The 15088-nt window shown below is 63.6% G+C and carries 13 protein-coding genes; 10 read left to right on the top strand and 3 right to left on the bottom strand.

The genetic code is table 11. The annotated features are described in order from the left end of the window. The first annotated feature begins 40 nt into the window (after nucleotides 1-40). The 7 genes from GR183_RS10405 to GR183_RS10375 all read left to right on the top strand — a co-directional run bounded on the left by GR183_RS10405 (nucleotide 41) and on the right by GR183_RS10375 (nucleotide 7849). The gene (locus tag GR183_RS10405) at nucleotides 41-1879 is read left to right on the top strand and encodes a M3 family oligoendopeptidase (RefSeq protein ID WP_160775509.1); all 1839 of its coding nucleotides are present in this window, start codon (nucleotides 41-43) and stop codon (nucleotides 1877-1879) included. Then, a complete protein-coding gene (locus tag GR183_RS10400) occupies nucleotides 1876-2826 on the top strand; it encodes a heme-dependent oxidative N-demethylase family protein (RefSeq protein ID WP_160775508.1) in 951 nt (316 codons plus the stop codon). The genes GR183_RS10405 and GR183_RS10400 overlap by 4 nt, the downstream gene beginning before the upstream one ends. A gap of 100 nt (nucleotides 2827-2926) precedes the next feature. Beyond that, nucleotides 2927-4309 carry an ABC1 kinase family protein gene (locus GR183_RS10395; protein ID WP_160775507.1) on the top strand — a complete coding sequence of 461 codons (1383 nt, stop codon included), beginning with the start codon at nucleotides 2927-2929 and terminating at the stop codon, nucleotides 4307-4309. Nucleotides 4310-4465: 156 nt separating this feature from the next. Further along, nucleotides 4466-4753: an aa3-type cytochrome c oxidase subunit IV gene (locus tag GR183_RS10390; protein ID WP_160775506.1), complete on the top strand. Its 288-nt coding sequence runs from the start codon at nucleotides 4466-4468 to the stop codon at nucleotides 4751-4753. Between the two features lie 58 nt (nucleotides 4754-4811). Further along, complete coding sequence (locus GR183_RS10385) at nucleotides 4812-5963, top strand: Re/Si-specific NAD(P)(+) transhydrogenase subunit alpha (RefSeq protein WP_160775505.1); 1152 nt, start codon at nucleotides 4812-4814, stop codon at nucleotides 5961-5963. Continuing rightward, the gene (locus tag GR183_RS21795; protein WP_160775504.1) at nucleotides 5963-6442 is read left to right on the top strand and encodes an NAD(P) transhydrogenase subunit alpha part 2; all 480 of its coding nucleotides are present in this window, start codon (nucleotides 5963-5965) and stop codon (nucleotides 6440-6442) included. Before GR183_RS10385 ends, GR183_RS21795 begins: the two co-directional genes overlap by 1 nt. A 12-nt stretch (nucleotides 6443-6454) precedes the next feature. Beyond that, nucleotides 6455-7849 (top strand): NAD(P)(+) transhydrogenase (Re/Si-specific) subunit beta, encoded by a 1395-nt coding sequence (locus tag GR183_RS10375; protein ID WP_160775503.1) that lies wholly within the window; start codon nucleotides 6455-6457, stop codon nucleotides 7847-7849. Nucleotides 7850-7958: 109 nt separating this feature from the next. Here the strand turns inward: GR183_RS10375 and GR183_RS10370 are convergent, their stop codons facing one another. The 3 genes from GR183_RS10370 to GR183_RS10360 all read right to left on the bottom strand — a co-directional run bounded on the left by GR183_RS10370 (nucleotide 7959) and on the right by GR183_RS10360 (nucleotide 12027). Next, a complete protein-coding gene (locus GR183_RS10370; RefSeq protein WP_160775502.1) occupies nucleotides 7959-9083 on the bottom strand; it encodes an SGNH/GDSL hydrolase family protein in 1125 nt (374 codons plus the stop codon). Nucleotides 9084-9153: 70 nt separating this feature from the next. Continuing rightward, on the bottom strand, nucleotides 9154-10413 hold the full coding sequence (locus GR183_RS10365) for a lytic murein transglycosylase (protein ID WP_160775501.1): 1260 nt from the start codon (nucleotides 10411-10413) through the stop codon (nucleotides 9154-9156). A 117-nt stretch (nucleotides 10414-10530) separates the two neighbouring features. Then, nucleotides 10531-12027 carry an outer membrane beta-barrel protein gene (locus tag GR183_RS10360; RefSeq protein ID WP_160775500.1) on the bottom strand — a complete coding sequence of 499 codons (1497 nt, stop codon included), beginning with the start codon at nucleotides 12025-12027 and terminating at the stop codon, nucleotides 10531-10533. A 205-nt stretch (nucleotides 12028-12232) separates the two neighbouring features. Here GR183_RS10360 and GR183_RS10355 point away from each other — a divergent pair, with 205 nt between their 5' ends. The 3 genes from GR183_RS10355 to GR183_RS10345 all read left to right on the top strand — a co-directional run bounded on the left by GR183_RS10355 (nucleotide 12233) and on the right by GR183_RS10345 (nucleotide 15073). Further along, on the top strand, nucleotides 12233-13258 hold the full coding sequence (locus GR183_RS10355; protein ID WP_160775499.1) for a KpsF/GutQ family sugar-phosphate isomerase: 1026 nt from the start codon (nucleotides 12233-12235) through the stop codon (nucleotides 13256-13258). Nucleotides 13259-13419: 161 nt separating this feature from the next. Further along, complete coding sequence (locus GR183_RS10350; protein WP_160775498.1) at nucleotides 13420-14190, top strand: motility protein A; 771 nt, start codon at nucleotides 13420-13422, stop codon at nucleotides 14188-14190. A gap of 28 nt (nucleotides 14191-14218) precedes the next feature. Then, nucleotides 14219-15073: an OmpA/MotB family protein gene (locus GR183_RS10345; RefSeq protein WP_160775497.1), complete on the top strand. Its 855-nt coding sequence runs from the start codon at nucleotides 14219-14221 to the stop codon at nucleotides 15071-15073. Nucleotides 15074-15088 lie beyond the last annotated feature (15 nt).

The raw sequence follows: 15088 nt of genomic DNA, 5'->3' as shown, positions 1-15088 counted from the left end.
ACGGAAAGAACGAAACTCATACATCCGACACGGAGAGCGCATGTCCCTCACCTTCGAACTCAGGCCCCTTTCAGCCGCGAATGCGCAAGGCGCTACCGCCGCCGACCTCGGCAGCCTTCCGGAATGGAACCTTGCCGATCTTTATCCTGCGATCGACGCTCCGGAAGTTATGGCGGATCTTGAAAGATGCGAAGGCGACGCGAAGGCTTTCGAGGAGACCTACAAGGGCCGTCTCGCCGAACTGGCCGGGAAATCCGGCGCGGAGCTGGCCGAGGCCGTGAAGGGATACGAGGCGCTTGACGACCTGATGGGCCGGCTCGCCTCCTTCGCCGGCCTCGTCTACGCGGGCGACACGACGGATGCGAAGCGCCAGAAATTCTACGGCGACATCCAGGACAAGCTGACGACGGCCAGCACCCACCTCATCTTCTTCACGCTCGAGCTCAACCGCATCGACGATGCCGTCATCGATAAGGCCGCGGAAGACCCGGCCCTCTCGCACTACAAGCCCTGGCTTGAGGATATCCGCAAGGACCGGCCCTATCAGCTGGACGACAGGATCGAGCAGCTTTTCCACGAAAAATCGGTAACGGGGCGCTCCGCCTGGAACCGGCTCTTCGACGAAACGATCGCCGGCCTCACCTTTTCGGTAGACGGCAAGGACCTTTCCATCGAGCCGACGCTGAACCTTCTGCAGGACCAGGACGGGGAGAAGCGCAAGGCGGCGGCGCAAGCGCTGGCCGAAACCTTCAAGGCCAATCTTTCCACCTTCACGCTGATCACCAACACGCTCGCCAAGGACAAGGATATTTCCGACCGCTGGCGCGGCTTCAAGGATGTGGCCGACAGCCGCCACCTCGCAAACCGCGTGGAGCGCGAGGTTGTCGATGCGCTGGTGGACGCGGTGCGCGAATACTACCCGAAGCTCTCCCACCGCTATTACGCCATGAAGGCGAAATGGCTCGGCGTGGAAAAGCTGAACCATTGGGACAGGAACGCGCCGCTGCCCAGCGCCGATACGCGCACGATCCCCTGGGACGAAGCGCGCGAGACGGTTCTTTCGGCCTATGGCGGCTTTTCGCCGGAAATGGCGGAGATCGCGGGCCGCTTCTTCGACAAGCGCTGGATAGATGCGCCCGCGCGGCCGGGCAAGGCGCCGGGCGCCTTCTCCCACCCCACGGTGCCGAGCGCGCATCCTTACGTTCTCATGAATTATCAGGGCCGCACGCGGGACGTCATGACGCTTGCCCACGAGCTCGGCCACGGGGTGCATCAGGTTCTTGCCGCCCCGAACGGGGCGCTTATGGCGCCGACACCGCTGACGCTGGCGGAGACGGCGAGCGTCTTCGGCGAAATGCTGACCTTCCGCGCCCTACTCGAAAAGGCCGAAACGGATGAGAAGCGCAAGATCATGCTCGCCGGCAAGGTGGAGGACATGATCAACACGGTCGTGCGACAGATCGCCTTCTACAGTTTCGAGCGCAAGGTTCACGAGGCGCGCAAATCGGGCGAGCTGACAGCCGACCAGCTTTGCGAATTGTGGATGTCCGTCCAGCACGAGAGCCTCGGGCCGTCGATCGCGCTGCGCGAAGGATACGAGACCTTCTGGACCTACATCCCGCACTTCATCCATTCGCCGTTCTACGTCTACGCCTATGCCTTCGGCGACTGCCTGGTGAACTCGCTCTACGCGGTCTACGAAGAGGCGGAAGCGGGCTTTCAGGAGAAATATTTCGGGCTTTTGAAGGCCGGCGGCACCAAGCATCACTCGGAACTCCTCGCCCCCTTCGGCCTGGATGCATCCGATCCGGCTTTCTGGCGCAAGGGCCTTTCCGTGATCGAACGGCTGATCGACGAACTGGAAGCCATGGACAAATGACGGCGACGGGCAAGGCTGATTCGGGTGATGTGGACGAAAAGCGGAAGGAACCGCCTTTCGCCCACACGCCCTATGACGGGTCGAAGCGCCCGTTCACCGTCGGCCTTGCCCCGCTCGACCTTGCCGAGTGGATTGAGCCGGACGGCAATCTTGTGCCCCATCTCGACGAGAAGGAACGGCTCTTCCGCGAAGCCGAGGCGCCCGTATTTCTGGCCGAGCCGGATACGGTCGCGGCGCAGGCGGAAGTCCTCGCCCTGCTTCTGGAATACCTGCCTTCGCGCTTTCCGCACCTCTATGAGATACGCGACGGCGGAATCCGCATTATTCCGGCGGGCAAGACTTATTCCACGCAGGATTTCGACGAGGCTCCGCTTCTTCTCGCCGCAAGGCTCGTGCAGGAAGACCTCGTCATCATGCGAAAGGGCGAAGGCGGCTACCGCCTAGCCGCCGCCTCGCTGTCGTTTCCCTCTTCCTGGTCGCTGGCGGAGAAGTTCGGCAAGCCAATGCCGGAAATCCACGAGAACGTTCCGGGCTTCAACGACGGCCGCATGGGCATGATCGTCGCCCGGCTTTTTGATAACCTGACCGCCGACCAACCCTCATGGCGGCTCAACTGGTCGCTTTATTCGGATGCGGAGCTGCATCATCCGCATTCCAAGCGCATGGATCCGCGCATCGAGGAAGGAGCGGGCATCGCGCTTCATATCCGCGTGGAACGGCAGACCTTGCGCCGCCTGCCCCTGTCGGGCGACATCCTCTTTACGATCAAGGTCCATCACGACCCCGTCGCAGCCTTCGCGAAGCACCCAGACGGCGCGAGGCTCGCCCGGGCCTTGCGCGATCAGGTGCTCGCGCTCGATCCGGATCAACTCGCCTACAAGGGGCTGACGGAAAGCCGCGATGCCATCGCCGGGCGCCTGCAAAGGCTCGCCTCCCGGATCGGCTGACGGATTTTCGAAAAATCGGCATCCCGCTCACTGGTGTTAGCGGGGGATCGGCCTATCTTAGCGCTCGACCAATGCCGAAATCCGGAGCATGCGAGCGCCAATGAGTTCAACGGGACGGGACCGCGAACAAAACCGATTTTCAGCGCGTGTGAACCGCTATGCGCGGGTCGGCACCAACATGGGCGGCATCGCCGCGAAACTTGCCGGACAGAGGCTTTTCGGCATGGAAGTCGACAACGAGCGGCAGGCGGCGGAACTGGCCGCCGCGCTCGGCGGGCTCAAGGGTCCGCTCATGAAGGTGGCCCAGCTTCTGTCGACGATCCCCGACGCGATCCCGCCGGAATACGCGACCGAGCTTTCCAAGCTGCAGTCGGCGGCTCCCCCCATGGGCTGGCCCTTCGTCAAACGGCGCATGATCGCGGAGCTGGGGGCGGGCTGGCAGAAGAAATTCGAAAGTTTCGACCGCGAACCGGCAGCTGCTGCATCCCTCGGGCAGGTTCACAAGGCCCGCCATCCGGACGGAGGCCTGCTTGCCTGCAAGCTGCAGTATCCGGACATGGCGTCTGCCGTGGAGGCGGACCTGCAGCAGCTCTCCATGCTCTTTTCGCTGCACCGGCGCATGCGTCCGGCCATCGACACGCGCGAGATCGCCAAGGAGATCGGCGAGCGCGTTCGCGAGGAACTCGATTACGTGCGCGAGGCGCGGCATATTGCCGCCTATTCCCAGATCCTCGCCGACGAGCCACGCATCCGCGTGCCTGATGTCTTTCCCGACCTGTCGAGCGGGCGCCTGCTCACCATGCGCTGGCTGGAGGGAAAGCCGCTGCTCACCTACAAGGAGCACGGCCTGGAGGACCGCAACAGGATCGCGGAAGTCATGTTCCGCGCATGGTGGCACCCCTTCAGCCACTTCGGCATCATCCATGGCGATCCGCATCTCGGCAACTACACGGTCTACGAGGATGACGGCAGTCCGCGCGGCATAAACCTTCTCGACTACGGCTGCATCCGCGTCTTTCCCTCAAGCTTCGTCTCCGGCGTCGTCGACCTCTACCGCGGCCTTCTGGAGGACGATCAAGAGCGTGTCGTCGGCGCATACGAACGTTGGGGCTTCAAGGGGCTCACCAAGGAGCTTATCGAGATCCTCAATATCTGGGCGCGCTTCATCTACGGGCCGCTCCTGACCGACCGTACGCGCGCCATCGCCGAAGGGGTCAGCCCCGCGCAATACGGGCGCAAGGAGGCGTTCCGTGTCCATCAGGCGCTGAAGGAGAAGGGGCCGGTAACGATCCCGCGCGAATTCGTCTTCATGGACCGTGCGGCGATCGGCCTTGGCGGCGTTTTCCTGCATTTGCGCGCGGAGATGAACTTCTACAGGCTCTTCAACGAGCAGATCGATAATTTCGAGGAAACGCGCGTCGCGGACCGCCAGCTCGCCACCTTGCGGGCGGCCTCGCTCGACGGGTTCGCGCCCCGCGCCTGATCGCCCCGCGATGATTGCTGGACCCGGGCCCCGTGGCGGGTCCGGTTTTCGCCCGGGTAACCCACCGGAAAGGCCCTCGCGTCAGGAGAACGTTGCCGAAGTTCAAGGGTTTGCTATAAAGGCCGACGAATTCAGCTTTTCTGGCAGAGGACGGTCATGGCCGACAACAACGCAAACACGATGGAATTCGAAGCTCATCGCGCCACCTACGAAGGCTTCGTCAATATCGGCAAAATCAGCGCGATCGCGCTTTTAAACGTTCTTCTTTGCCTCATCATGTTCACCTTCGGTGGAACGGCCGGGACGATCTTCGGCTGGATCATGGTCTTCGCGCTGCTGATCGCGGCCGCTGTCGGCATTGCGCTCGGCGCGCGCGGCTGGATACCGGGGGCAGCCGTCTTCGTCATGACAGTGGTCCTTTCGATCCTGACGTCGGCGGGCTGATTGTTTTCCTCCCGCGATTCCCGCGGGAGCCGAATTCTGCATATCTGGGAGGACAGCGATGAAGATCGGCGTCCCTCGCGAGAGCGAGGCGAATGAACCGCGCGTCGCCGCAAGTCCCGAAACGGTGAAGAAATTCATCGCGCTCGGGTTCGAGGTCAGCGTGGAAAAGGGTGCGGGCGAACTGTCACGCATCCTCGACAAGGACTACGAGGAGGCGGGCGCCAAAATCGCGCCCACGGCGAAGGACGCGCTTGCCGACGCCGATGTGGTCCTCAAGGTCCGCAGGCCGAACGCGGAAGAACTCGGCCTCATGAAGAAGGGCGCCCTTGTCGTGGCCACGATGGACCCTTACGGCCATGAGAGCGACGTGCGCGCCATGGCCGATGCGGGCGTTGTCGCGCTCGCGATGGAGTTCATGCCGCGCATCACCCGCGCGCAGGTCATGGACGTGCTCTCCTCCCAGGCGAACCTTGCCGGCTACCAGGCGGTGATCGAGGCGGCGGAGGAATACGACCGCGCCTTTCCGATGATGATGACGGCGGCCGGCACCGTTCCGGCGGCCCGCGTCTTCATCATGGGTGCCGGTGTCGCGGGCCTTCAGGCGATCGCCACGGCACGCCGCCTCGGCGCGGTGGTGACGGCGACCGACGTTCGCCCCGCCGCCAAGGAACAGGTCGAATCGCTCGGCGCGAAGTTCATCGCCGTCGAGGACGAGGAGTTCAAGCAGGCGGAAACCGCCGGCGGCTACGCCAAGGAGATGTCGGAGGAATACCAGAAGAAGCAGCGCGAACTGGTTGCCTCCCACATCGCAAAGCAGGACGTGGTCATCACCACCGCGCTCATTCCGGGCCGTCCGGCACCTCGCCTGATCACCAAGGAGATGGTCGCTTCCATGAAGCCGGGCGCGGTCGTCGTCGACCTCGCGGTAGAGCGTGGCGGCAATGTCGAAGGCGCCAAGCCCGGCAAGGTGGCGAAGGCGGGTGACGTGAAGATCGTCGGCTACCTGAACATGCCAGGGCGCATCGCAGCGTCCTCGTCCGCGCTCTACTCGAAGAACCTTTACGCCTTCGTCGAGACGCTGGTCGACAAGGAAAAGAAAGAGCTTTCGGTCGACTGGAGCGACGAACTCGTCAAGGCGACGGCGCTCACGCGTGACGGCAGTGTCGTTCATCCCGCCTTTGCGGAAACCGAACAACTGGGAGGCGCATGATGACGGATCTCACTCCTGCGGAAGCTCTCGAACGCGCCCGCGAAGCCGCCGATGCCGCCAGCGACGCGGCAACTGCCGCGCAGGCCGCCGCCGACGCGGCCCAGGGCTATGTCGCCCAGGCCGCCGGCGGAACGGGCGATCTTCTCGCCGACGCGGCGGCTGCCGCGACCGGCGGGGCGATCGATCCCTTCGTCTTCCGCCTGTCGATCTTCGTTCTGGCGATCTTCGTCGGCTACTACGTCGTCTGGTCGGTGACGCCGGCGCTGCATACGCCGCTGATGGCGGTCACGAACGCCATTTCCTCCGTCATCGTGGTCGGGGCGCTGCTTGCGGTCGGCGTGGATCTTTCCACCGGGGAAGGCACGCTGATGGCGCGCGTCTTCGGTTTCCTCGCCCTTGCCATGGCCAGCGTGAACATTTTCGGTGGCTTCCTCGTCACCCAGCGCATGCTCGCCATGTACAAGAAAAAGCAACGCTAAGGAGCGCGCCGGATGTCAGCCAATCTCACCGCCACGCTCTATCTCGTTTCGGGCGTTTTGTTCATCCTGGCGCTGCGCGGGCTTTCAAGCCCGGAAAGCTCGCGCCAGGGCAATATCTTCGGCATGGTCGGCATGACCATCGCCATCCTGACGACGCTTGCTGCGACCGGAATTTCATTCGGCTCCGGCATTCTGATCGTTGCCGGGCTCGGCACCGGCGCCGCCGTCGGCGCGACCATCGCCAAGCGCATCCCGATGACGGCCATGCCGCAGCTCGTCGCAGCCTTCCACTCGCTGGTCGGCCTTGCCGCCGTGCTGGTGGCGGCGGCGGCACTTTATGCGCCCACCGCCTTCGGCATCGGCGATCCGGGCCACATTCACGTGCAGGCGCTCGTTGAAATGTCGATCGGCGTCGCCATCGGCGCGATCACCTTCACGGGTTCCGTCATCGCCTTCGCCAAGCTTGACGGGCGCATGTCCGGCAAGCCGATCATCCTGCCGGCACGGCACGCGATCAACATCGCGCTCGCGGCGGCAATCGTGATCTTCGTCGTCGTCCTGACACAGACCGAAAGCCACACCGTCTTCTGGCTGATCGTGGTCCTGTCGCTCGTCTTCGGCGGGCTGATCATCATCCCGATCGGCGGCGCGGACATGCCGGTCGTCGTGTCGATGCTGAACTCCTATTCGGGCTGGGCGGCGGCCGGCATCGGCTTCACGCTGGGCAATACGGCGCTCATCATCACCGGCGCGCTGGTCGGCTCCTCGGGCGCGATCCTGTCCTACATCATGTGCAAGGGCATGAACCGCTCGTTCATCTCCGTCATCCTCGGCGGCTTCGGCGGCGAGACCGTGACCGCCGGCGGCGATGGCGGCGAGGAGCGCCCGGTCAAGCAGGGTTCCGCTGACGATGCGGCCTTCATCATGAAGAACGCCTCCAAGGTCATCATCGTGCCGGGCTACGGCATGGCGGTCGCCCAGGCGCAGCATGCGCTGCGCGAAATGGCGGACCAGCTGAAGGAGGAAGGCGTCGAGGTGAAATACGCCATCCACCCGGTTGCGGGCCGCATGCCGGGCCACATGAACGTGCTTCTGGCCGAGGCGCAGGTTCCCTACGACGAGGTGTTCGAGCTTGAGGACATCAACTCGGAGTTCGCCACCGCCGACGTCGCCTATGTCATCGGCGCGAACGACGTGACCAACCCCGCCGCGCGCGACGATCCGCAATCGCCGATCTACGGCATGCCGATCCTCGACGTCGACAAGGCGGGCACCGTCCTCTTCGTCAAGCGCGGCATGGGCTCCGGCTACGCCGGCATCCAGAACGAGCTTTTCTTCCTCGACAAGACGATGATGCTCTTCGGCGATGCGAAGAAGATGACGGAAGAAATCGTCAAGGGGATATGAGAGAGCCCGCTCGCGGCTACCGATATAAAAACAAAACCCCCGGCGATCCGCCGGGGGTTTTTCTTTTCGCGATCTGTGTCCGACTGTCGGGCCGCACCGCAAGGGCCGCTCAGGGCGATCCGACGCGGAAGTCGTCGACGCGGCCAATGACGGGCGGCAAGGCCTCGCCCTTGACGATCAGACGGTGCTGCACCGTTTCCGCGACGGGCTCCGGCAGGCCGCCGTCTCCGCCGGCGAGTTCGTTTTCCGGCGATGTCGTCCTCCCGGTCAGGACGATGAAATTCGGGTCGTCCTCCACCCCGTCGAAGGCGAAAGCGCCCGACGAGCCGATGACGCGTGAAATTTCGCGCTCGCAGAAGAAGGCGACCTTACGATAGCCCGACCAGGTGAAGCCGAAGCCCGCTCCGTCGCGAAGGCGCCTTTTCTGGCCTTCCACGTCCGGCCCGTAAGAAGTGTATTTGCCGTCCTCGCTCAGGAACACGTCCCAGATGTCGACGAAGATCGCTCCGCTTGCTTCCGCCCTCGCCTTGGACAGGCCGTTCAGATAGGCGAAGCTCGTGCGCGTGGCTGTCACCTTCGTCGGCGGCAGGCCGACCCAGACAAGCGGCGTCTGGTAGAAGCTTACCGTTTTCACGAGCTTGTCCACCCGCCGCTTGTAGGCTTCCTCCCAGGCCTCGCCGCGGAATTCGAGCTTGCCCGCCCCGCTTGCGATGTCGCGAACGTCGTCGGTTCCCACGAACATCACGACAATCGCGATATCGCGTCCCTGGAGGATTTGCTGAATGCGCGTCTGGTAGTCGGGCTCCGGCTGGTTGACCAGCCCCTTGTCCTTGAAGATCAGCTTCTCGACCTTGATCGACGGGGTTTCGGCATATGCGGCCACAAGGCCTTCCGACAAGCCGTCGGCCATATTGTCGCCGACGACGAGCACGATACGCGCATCCTCGTCCTTGGGTTCCTCGACGATCTTCGGCTTGGCCGGCTCGCGCCGCCTTTGCTGCTGTTGCTGGCTGCTTTGGGTCTGGTCCTGCCTCAACTGCCTTCTCGGCCTGCGCTCGCGAACGCCGAAGAGATTGAGAAGCGGCTTCAGCGGATTGAAGCTGAAGGAATTGTTGGGCTCCGGCGGGAGCCTTTTCTGGGCGAAGGCCGGATCGGTTGCGACCAGCGCTCCGGCAAGAAATGCCGCTAAGAGTGCAAGCAGGAGCCTGCCTCGCCGAAATCTGGACACGGTCATGTTTCCCGCCGGAGATCGATTTGCGTTCATGCGCGCGATCATAACGCCTGAAAGGCTCCGATTGAAGCGCTCACGATCCCGACTGGATCGACTGCAGCAGCAACACCGACGCATAGCCGTCCGGCGTCAGCCCGGCCGCCCTTTGATAGGCGCGGATGCCCCGCTTCGTGGCGGGTCCGACGAGGCCGTCCGCCTTGCCGACGTCGAAGCCCTTGCGGTTCAAAAGCGTCTGGAGCGTCATCGTCTGCTCGCGCGAAAGCGGCAGGGCGTTGCGCGGCCATGCGGCCTGGAAGGCGTCGCCACCGCGGATCCGGTCGGCAAGGTGGCCCACCGCAAGCGCATAGGCATCGGCATTGTTGTAGCGCTTGATGACGAAGAAGTTCCTGAGCATCAGGAACGCCGGACCGCCCGCGCCCGCCGGCAGAAGAAGCTCGGCGCGGTCGTCCGGCCTCGGGAACGCCCGTCCCCCGGTCCGCCTGATGCCGAGTTTCTGCCATTGCCCGAGCGTCTTCGTCGTGTCGCCGTCGGCCAAAGAAAAGTCGAATCCTCGCGGCAGGTCTATCTCATAGCCCCAGGTCTTGCCGTGCTCCCAGCCGTGCTGCTTGAGGTAGTTGGCGGTGGAGGCCAGCGCATCGGGCACCGATGTCCAGATGTCGTGCCTGCCGTCGCCGTCATAGTCGGCGGAATAGCGGCGCCAGCTCGACGGCATGAACTGCGTATGGCCCATCGCGCCCGCCCAGGAGCCTTCCATGGATTGCGGCGTGACATGCCCGGCCTGCACGATCTGCAGGGCCGTCACCAGTTCCTGTTCCCAGAAAGATGTCCGGCGCGGCGCGGCATAGGCAAGGGTCGCCAGCGCGCGGATCACATAGTGCTCGCCCTTGAAACCGCCGTAGTTCGTCTCCATGCCCCAGATCGCCAGCACGACCTCCCGGTCGACACCGAAGCGGCGCTCGATGCGGGCCAGTTCCTCGCCATATTCGACAAGCATCTGGCGGCCGGTTTCCTGCCGTTTTTCCGAAACGGCGGATTCCAGGTATTCCCACACGGGCTTGACGAATTCAGCCTGCTTGTTCATCAGCCGGATGGTGTCCGGATCGGGCGAGATCCCGCCGAGCGCCGCGTTATAGGTCGCGGAGGTCACCCCGCTCGCATGCGCCGTCGGCCAGAACTGGCGCTTCCAGCGTTCGAAACCCGCATCCGCATGCGCCGTCGCCGCAAGCGGGCCCGAGAGGGCGGCAAAGGCCAGGACCGCAAGCGGCGTCAAAAGGCGCCCGATGCGGCAAGAACCCCTCACGGCTTTCGCGCTACTCAGTACTTTCTTCCTCATCTGCTGTCCCCAATTTGCCGTATTGCCGTTGCGCCGTCAGGACAATGCGTCCAAACCTTGAACCAAAGATTTTGGCGCCATCATGGTCGCATCGCCCGCCCGCCCCGAATTTCGCGATCAATGCCGGAACCTCACTCCGGCTTCGATCGTGTTTACGTGGTAGTCTCCGCCGCTCGTGGTCGTGTCGAAATAGCGGTATGTGTATCTCGTCTGCAGCGCGATATTGTCGGTCACGGCCCAGATGAGGCCTGCGGTCGCCAGCGTGTTGCGCTCATCCAGGTAGATTCCTTCATAGCGGCGCAGCGAATAGCCCACACCGGCCTCGCCGACGAGGAAGTCGCTGAAGCTGTGCGACAGCAGAAGGTCTCCCGCGTAGACGATCGACCCGGACGCCCCGACGATGCCGGTCGCCTCGAAGGCCGTCGCGACACTCGCCGTCACCGTCGTCAGCCGCGTCGGCGACCAGATCAGCGAACCGTCGACCAGAAGCCCTTCAAGGTTTTCAAGCGCGTCGTCCTCGGGCCGCTCCTCCCGCCAGCCGATGCCGATCTCGCCGCGCAGTTTCGGCCCGGTATCGATCGTAAGTCCCGTCCTCAAGGCATAGCCGGTCGCATTGCGGTCCTCGCAACTCGTCGGATCGTCGCAGCCTTCGGTGTAGATGCGCCTGAGACCGGACGCCGAGACGAAGGGCGCGAGCTTGGCGCCCGTATCCGCATCGACGCGCAGGGTCGCGGCATAGACCGTGTTGTCACGGTCGCCGGACGTCGGTGTGCCGGTATAGGCGGTATGGTCGATATCGCCGCGAAGCTCCACGCCGATGAGGCCGACGTCGCGCGAGACGGCGAGCGTGCCGCCGATCTCGTGGATGTCCTGGTTGCCGCCGCTCGATTCCGCCGTGCCTCGTTCCTCGCGCGCGAAACCGTAGCGCGCGGTCGTGTCGACTTGCGTGCTCTCGCTCAAATCGAGCCGCAGGCCCACATTGCCGTCGAAGAAGGGATCGTTGTCGATCGGCGCGTCGGTATAGCCGGTATATCCGCCGCGCAGGGAAACGCCCAACTCGTGGCGCGACCAGTCGGAGCGGGCGGTGAGCCGCGGATTGATCCGGTAGAGAGAGCTGGGCTCGCCGCCCGCCGTTCCCGCGGCGTTGTCCGACCAGCCGAAGGCCGTATAGAGCTCGGGAAAGAAAAGGAAGGATCCGGCGCGAAAGCCGATCGCGCGGTCGCGCGTCGTATCGCCGCCGAATACGCCGTCGTCATCGCCCCCGCCATCAGTCCCTCTTGAGGGAAGCCGCCGCGATACGGCGCGCAGGCGTTCGGCGAACGGCTGCACGGGCCTCACCCGGCCCGAAGCGGAGATCGGCTCGATCTCGTCACCGAACGATATCCCGCGGCGCAGATCGCTGTCCCTGTTTTCCCCGTCGAGGTCCTCCGCGCCCGAAACCGCGAGTTCGGCCTCTTCGGGCGCGAAAACGTCCACCGCTCCCCGCAGTTCCAGATCCAGCCCCGCGCCGTCGGACACGCCGGCCGTCTGAGCGAACGCAAGCGGGGCGAACGCCGGCATGGCGAACGCGCACAGCATCGCGAGCGTCAGAAAGAGTGTGCGAGCGCGGATCATTATCGGGCCATCGATAGCAAACGGTGCGGGTGACCCCGCGAATACCGATAATGATTTGTTAGGGTTAACGGATCCTTAGTGGACACTGTCAAGGATGCCGCTTTTACGCCCCAGAATCAGGCGATATATCCGACCGAAACTATTTGCGAACGATTGTCGCCAAGGCTATTGAGCGCATGTGATGTGCTGGAAGACGGATTGATCTATGCGACAGGGATTGACGGGTCAGACGACGGCTCTCGCCGATAAAAGCGACGCCGGGCACCGGAATACGGCGATCGCCTCCGCGCTGCGCACGCTCGTCACGGAGGCGGAAGGGCTGCAGGCGCTTCACACCGCCCTTTCGGACGGTCTTGGCGCGCCGTTCTCGCGAACCGTCGACCTTATCCGCGCGTTGAAAGGCCGCGTCATCGTGACGGGCATCGGCAAGAGCGGGCATATCGGCGTGAAGCTCGCCGCGACACTTGCCTCCACCGGAACGCCCGCGTTCTTCGTGCATGCCTCGGAGGCAAGCCACGGGGATTTGGGCATGATCACCACCGACGACGTGGTGATTGCCATTTCATGGTCGGGCGAGACGCAGGAACTCGCCACCACCATCGCCTATACGCGCCGCTTCAAGGTGCCGCTGGTCGCTTTGACCTCGCGCGAAGACAGCTCGCTCGGCAAGGCGTCGGACATCGTGCTCGCGCTGCCGCGCGTGATGGAGGCCTGCCCGCACGGTCTTGCGCCGACGTCGTCGACGATCATCCAGATGGCGATGGGCGATGCGCTTGCGATCGCACTTCTGGAATCGCGCGGCTTCACCGCGCAGGATTTCAGCGTCTTTCATCCCGGCGGAAAGCTCGGCGCAAGCCTGAAGCACGCCCGCGACATCATGCACACGGGCGATGCCCTTCCGCTGGCGGGTGCGGATTTGCCGATGCGCGAGGCGATCGTCCTGATGACGCAAAAGGGTTTCGGCGTGCTCGGCATCACCGACACCCACGGTGCATTGTGCGGCATCATCACCGACGGCGACCTGCGCCGCCATCTGCGTTCCAACTTCCTCGACATGACGGCGGCGGAAGTGATGACCGCGAATCCGAAATCCATCGCTCCGGACATGCTTCTCGCCTCCGCGGTCGAGTTCATCAATGCGGTCTCGATCACCGCCGTCTTCGTGGTGGAGGACGGAAAGCCGGTCGGCATCATCCACCTGCACGATCTATTGCGCAGCGGCGCCGCCTGAGCTTCGGAACTTGGTCTTTACCGGGCGTTTACCCTATTGAAAGTAAGACGCTTTTCTTGGACGAGGCGGCGCTCGATTAGGGATTGCTTAGCCCGTGCCGCCTACCATTCATGCACAAGTTAAATCAAATCGGCCAGAATGGCTGAAGGTTTGGTGCATCAATGGATCTGGGCACAATACTCGGTATTCTAATCGCTTTCACCATGGTGATGATCGCGATCTTTCTTGGCGGCAGTTTCAATCAGTTCGCGGATTTTCCGTCCGTCCTCATCGTGATCGGCGGCGCGCTGGCGGCAACGCTCGTGCGTTTTCCCCTTTCGGGGATAGCCAGCGCCATGGCCGTCGGTTTCAAGGTGGCCTTCCGCCACAAGAAGACCGACCCGCGCGACCTGATCGAGGAAATCACGCATCTCGCCGATGTCGTGCGCAAGTCGGGTCCGCTTGGGCTTGAAAGCGTCGAGGTTTCCGATACGAACCTCGGAAAGGGCGTTCAGTTCATCGCCGATGGTTACGAGGCCGAATTCATTCGCGAAACGCTGGAGCGCGAGCGCGATCTCTATCTCGACCGGCTGCGCGACGGGCGCAAGGTGTTCAAGGCGCTTGGCGATTCAGCGCCCGCCTTCGGCATGATCGGCACGCTGATCGGCCTCGTGCAGATGCTGGCGACCCTCGACGATCCGACCACGATCGGCCCCTCCATGGCGGTCGCGCTGCTGACGACGCTTTACGGCGCGCTCATCGCCAACATCGTCTGCCTTCCGATCGTCGACAAGCTCGACAGCAAGTTCGACGTGGAGGAAGTGAACCAGACCCTCATCATCGACGGCGTTCTCCAGGTTCGCGACAACAAGAGCCCGGCGCTCATCCGTGACATGCTGACCGCCTATATCCCCGAAAAGTCCCGCCAGGACGAAACGGCACAGGCCGCGTGAAGCGTGACGGCGATGGAGGCCTGATCCGATGGCAAGAAAAAAACCGCCCGAAAGCACCGGAGCTCCGGACTGGCTGGTCACCTTCGCCGACCTGATGTCGATCCTCGTGTGCTTCTTCGTCCTGATCATTTCCTTTTCCATTCAGGACAAGCAGAAGCTGCAGGTCGTCGCCGGCTCCATGCGCGAAGCCTTCGGCGTGAAGGAAACCTCGCGCCGCACGGGCATCATCGAAATCGAAGGCATTCCGATCCGCGATTACATCAAGGACATATCGCAGATCCCGCATGAGCTTGATTCCGACTTCGCGAACCAGCGTCACGAGAAAAAGCGCAAGCAGGGGCCGGAAGCCAATACCCATTCTGTCGCCGAAGCCGAGATCGATATCCCCCGCCAGTTCGCCACCGCCGCCGCCTCGCTGCGCCAGGCCTGGCAGGAACTTCCCGAAATCACCGAGCTTTCGAGCAACATCATCCTGGAGGAAACCGAGGAGGGGCTGAACATCCTGCTCGTCGACCAGGAAGGCCGCTCGATGTTCCCCGAAGGCTCGCGCTATCCTTACGAGCTGACCCGCCGGCTGCTCGCCAAGATGGCGCCGGTCCTCGCCAGGATGCCGAACCGCATCCGCATCACCGGCCACACGACAACCGGCCGCGTGTCGACGGATCCGAGCTATACCGGCTGGGAGCTTTCGTCTGACCGTGCGAATGCGGCGCGTCAGGTGCTGGCGGAATACGGCATTCCGCAGGACAGGTTCTACTCGGTCGTCGGCAAGGCGGATAGCGAGCCGCTTTTCCCCAACGACCCGTTCCTCGCTTCCAACCGGCGCATCGGCATCCTCCTGATGGCGGAAGCCCCGCCCCTGCCGCTCGGTCACAACCCCTGATTTGCGGAACGAAGC

Origin of the sequence: Stappia sediminis, assembly GCF_009826895.1 — a bacterium.
Classification (GTDB): Bacteria; Pseudomonadota; Alphaproteobacteria; order Rhizobiales; family Stappiaceae; genus Hongsoonwoonella; species Hongsoonwoonella sediminis.
Note: the sequence above shows the minus strand (reverse complement) of the source record. Positions and strands in the feature narration are given on the sequence as shown.

Bases quoted from the DNA above. Each gene is read 5' to 3' on its own strand.
- GR183_RS10405 (WP_160775509.1), top strand. From the start codon at position 41: ATGTCCCTCACCTTCGAACTCAGGCCCCTTTCAGCCGCGAATGCGCAA.
- GR183_RS10400 (WP_160775508.1), top strand. From the start codon at position 1,876: ATGACGGCGACGGGCAAGGCTGATTCGGGTGATGTGGACGAAAAGCGG.
- GR183_RS10395 (WP_160775507.1), top strand. From the start codon at position 2,927: ATGAGTTCAACGGGACGGGACCGCGAACAAAACCGATTTTCAGCGCGT.
- GR183_RS10390 (WP_160775506.1), top strand. From the start codon at position 4,466: ATGGCCGACAACAACGCAAACACGATGGAATTCGAAGCTCATCGCGCC.
- GR183_RS10385 (WP_160775505.1), top strand. From the start codon at position 4,812: ATGAAGATCGGCGTCCCTCGCGAGAGCGAGGCGAATGAACCGCGCGTC.
- GR183_RS21795 (WP_160775504.1), top strand. From the start codon at position 5,963: ATGACGGATCTCACTCCTGCGGAAGCTCTCGAACGCGCCCGCGAAGCC.
- GR183_RS10375 (WP_160775503.1), top strand. From the start codon at position 6,455: ATGTCAGCCAATCTCACCGCCACGCTCTATCTCGTTTCGGGCGTTTTG.
- GR183_RS10370 (WP_160775502.1), bottom strand. From the start codon at position 9,083: ATGACCGTGTCCAGATTTCGGCGAGGCAGGCTCCTGCTTGCACTCTTA.
- GR183_RS10365 (WP_160775501.1), bottom strand. From the start codon at position 10,413: ATGAGGAAGAAAGTACTGAGTAGCGCGAAAGCCGTGAGGGGTTCTTGC.
- GR183_RS10360 (WP_160775500.1), bottom strand. From the start codon at position 12,027: ATGATCCGCGCTCGCACACTCTTTCTGACGCTCGCGATGCTGTGCGCG.
- GR183_RS10355 (WP_160775499.1), top strand. From the start codon at position 12,233: ATGCGACAGGGATTGACGGGTCAGACGACGGCTCTCGCCGATAAAAGC.
- GR183_RS10350 (WP_160775498.1), top strand. From the start codon at position 13,420: ATGGATCTGGGCACAATACTCGGTATTCTAATCGCTTTCACCATGGTG.
- GR183_RS10345 (WP_160775497.1), top strand. From the start codon at position 14,219: ATGGCAAGAAAAAAACCGCCCGAAAGCACCGGAGCTCCGGACTGGCTG.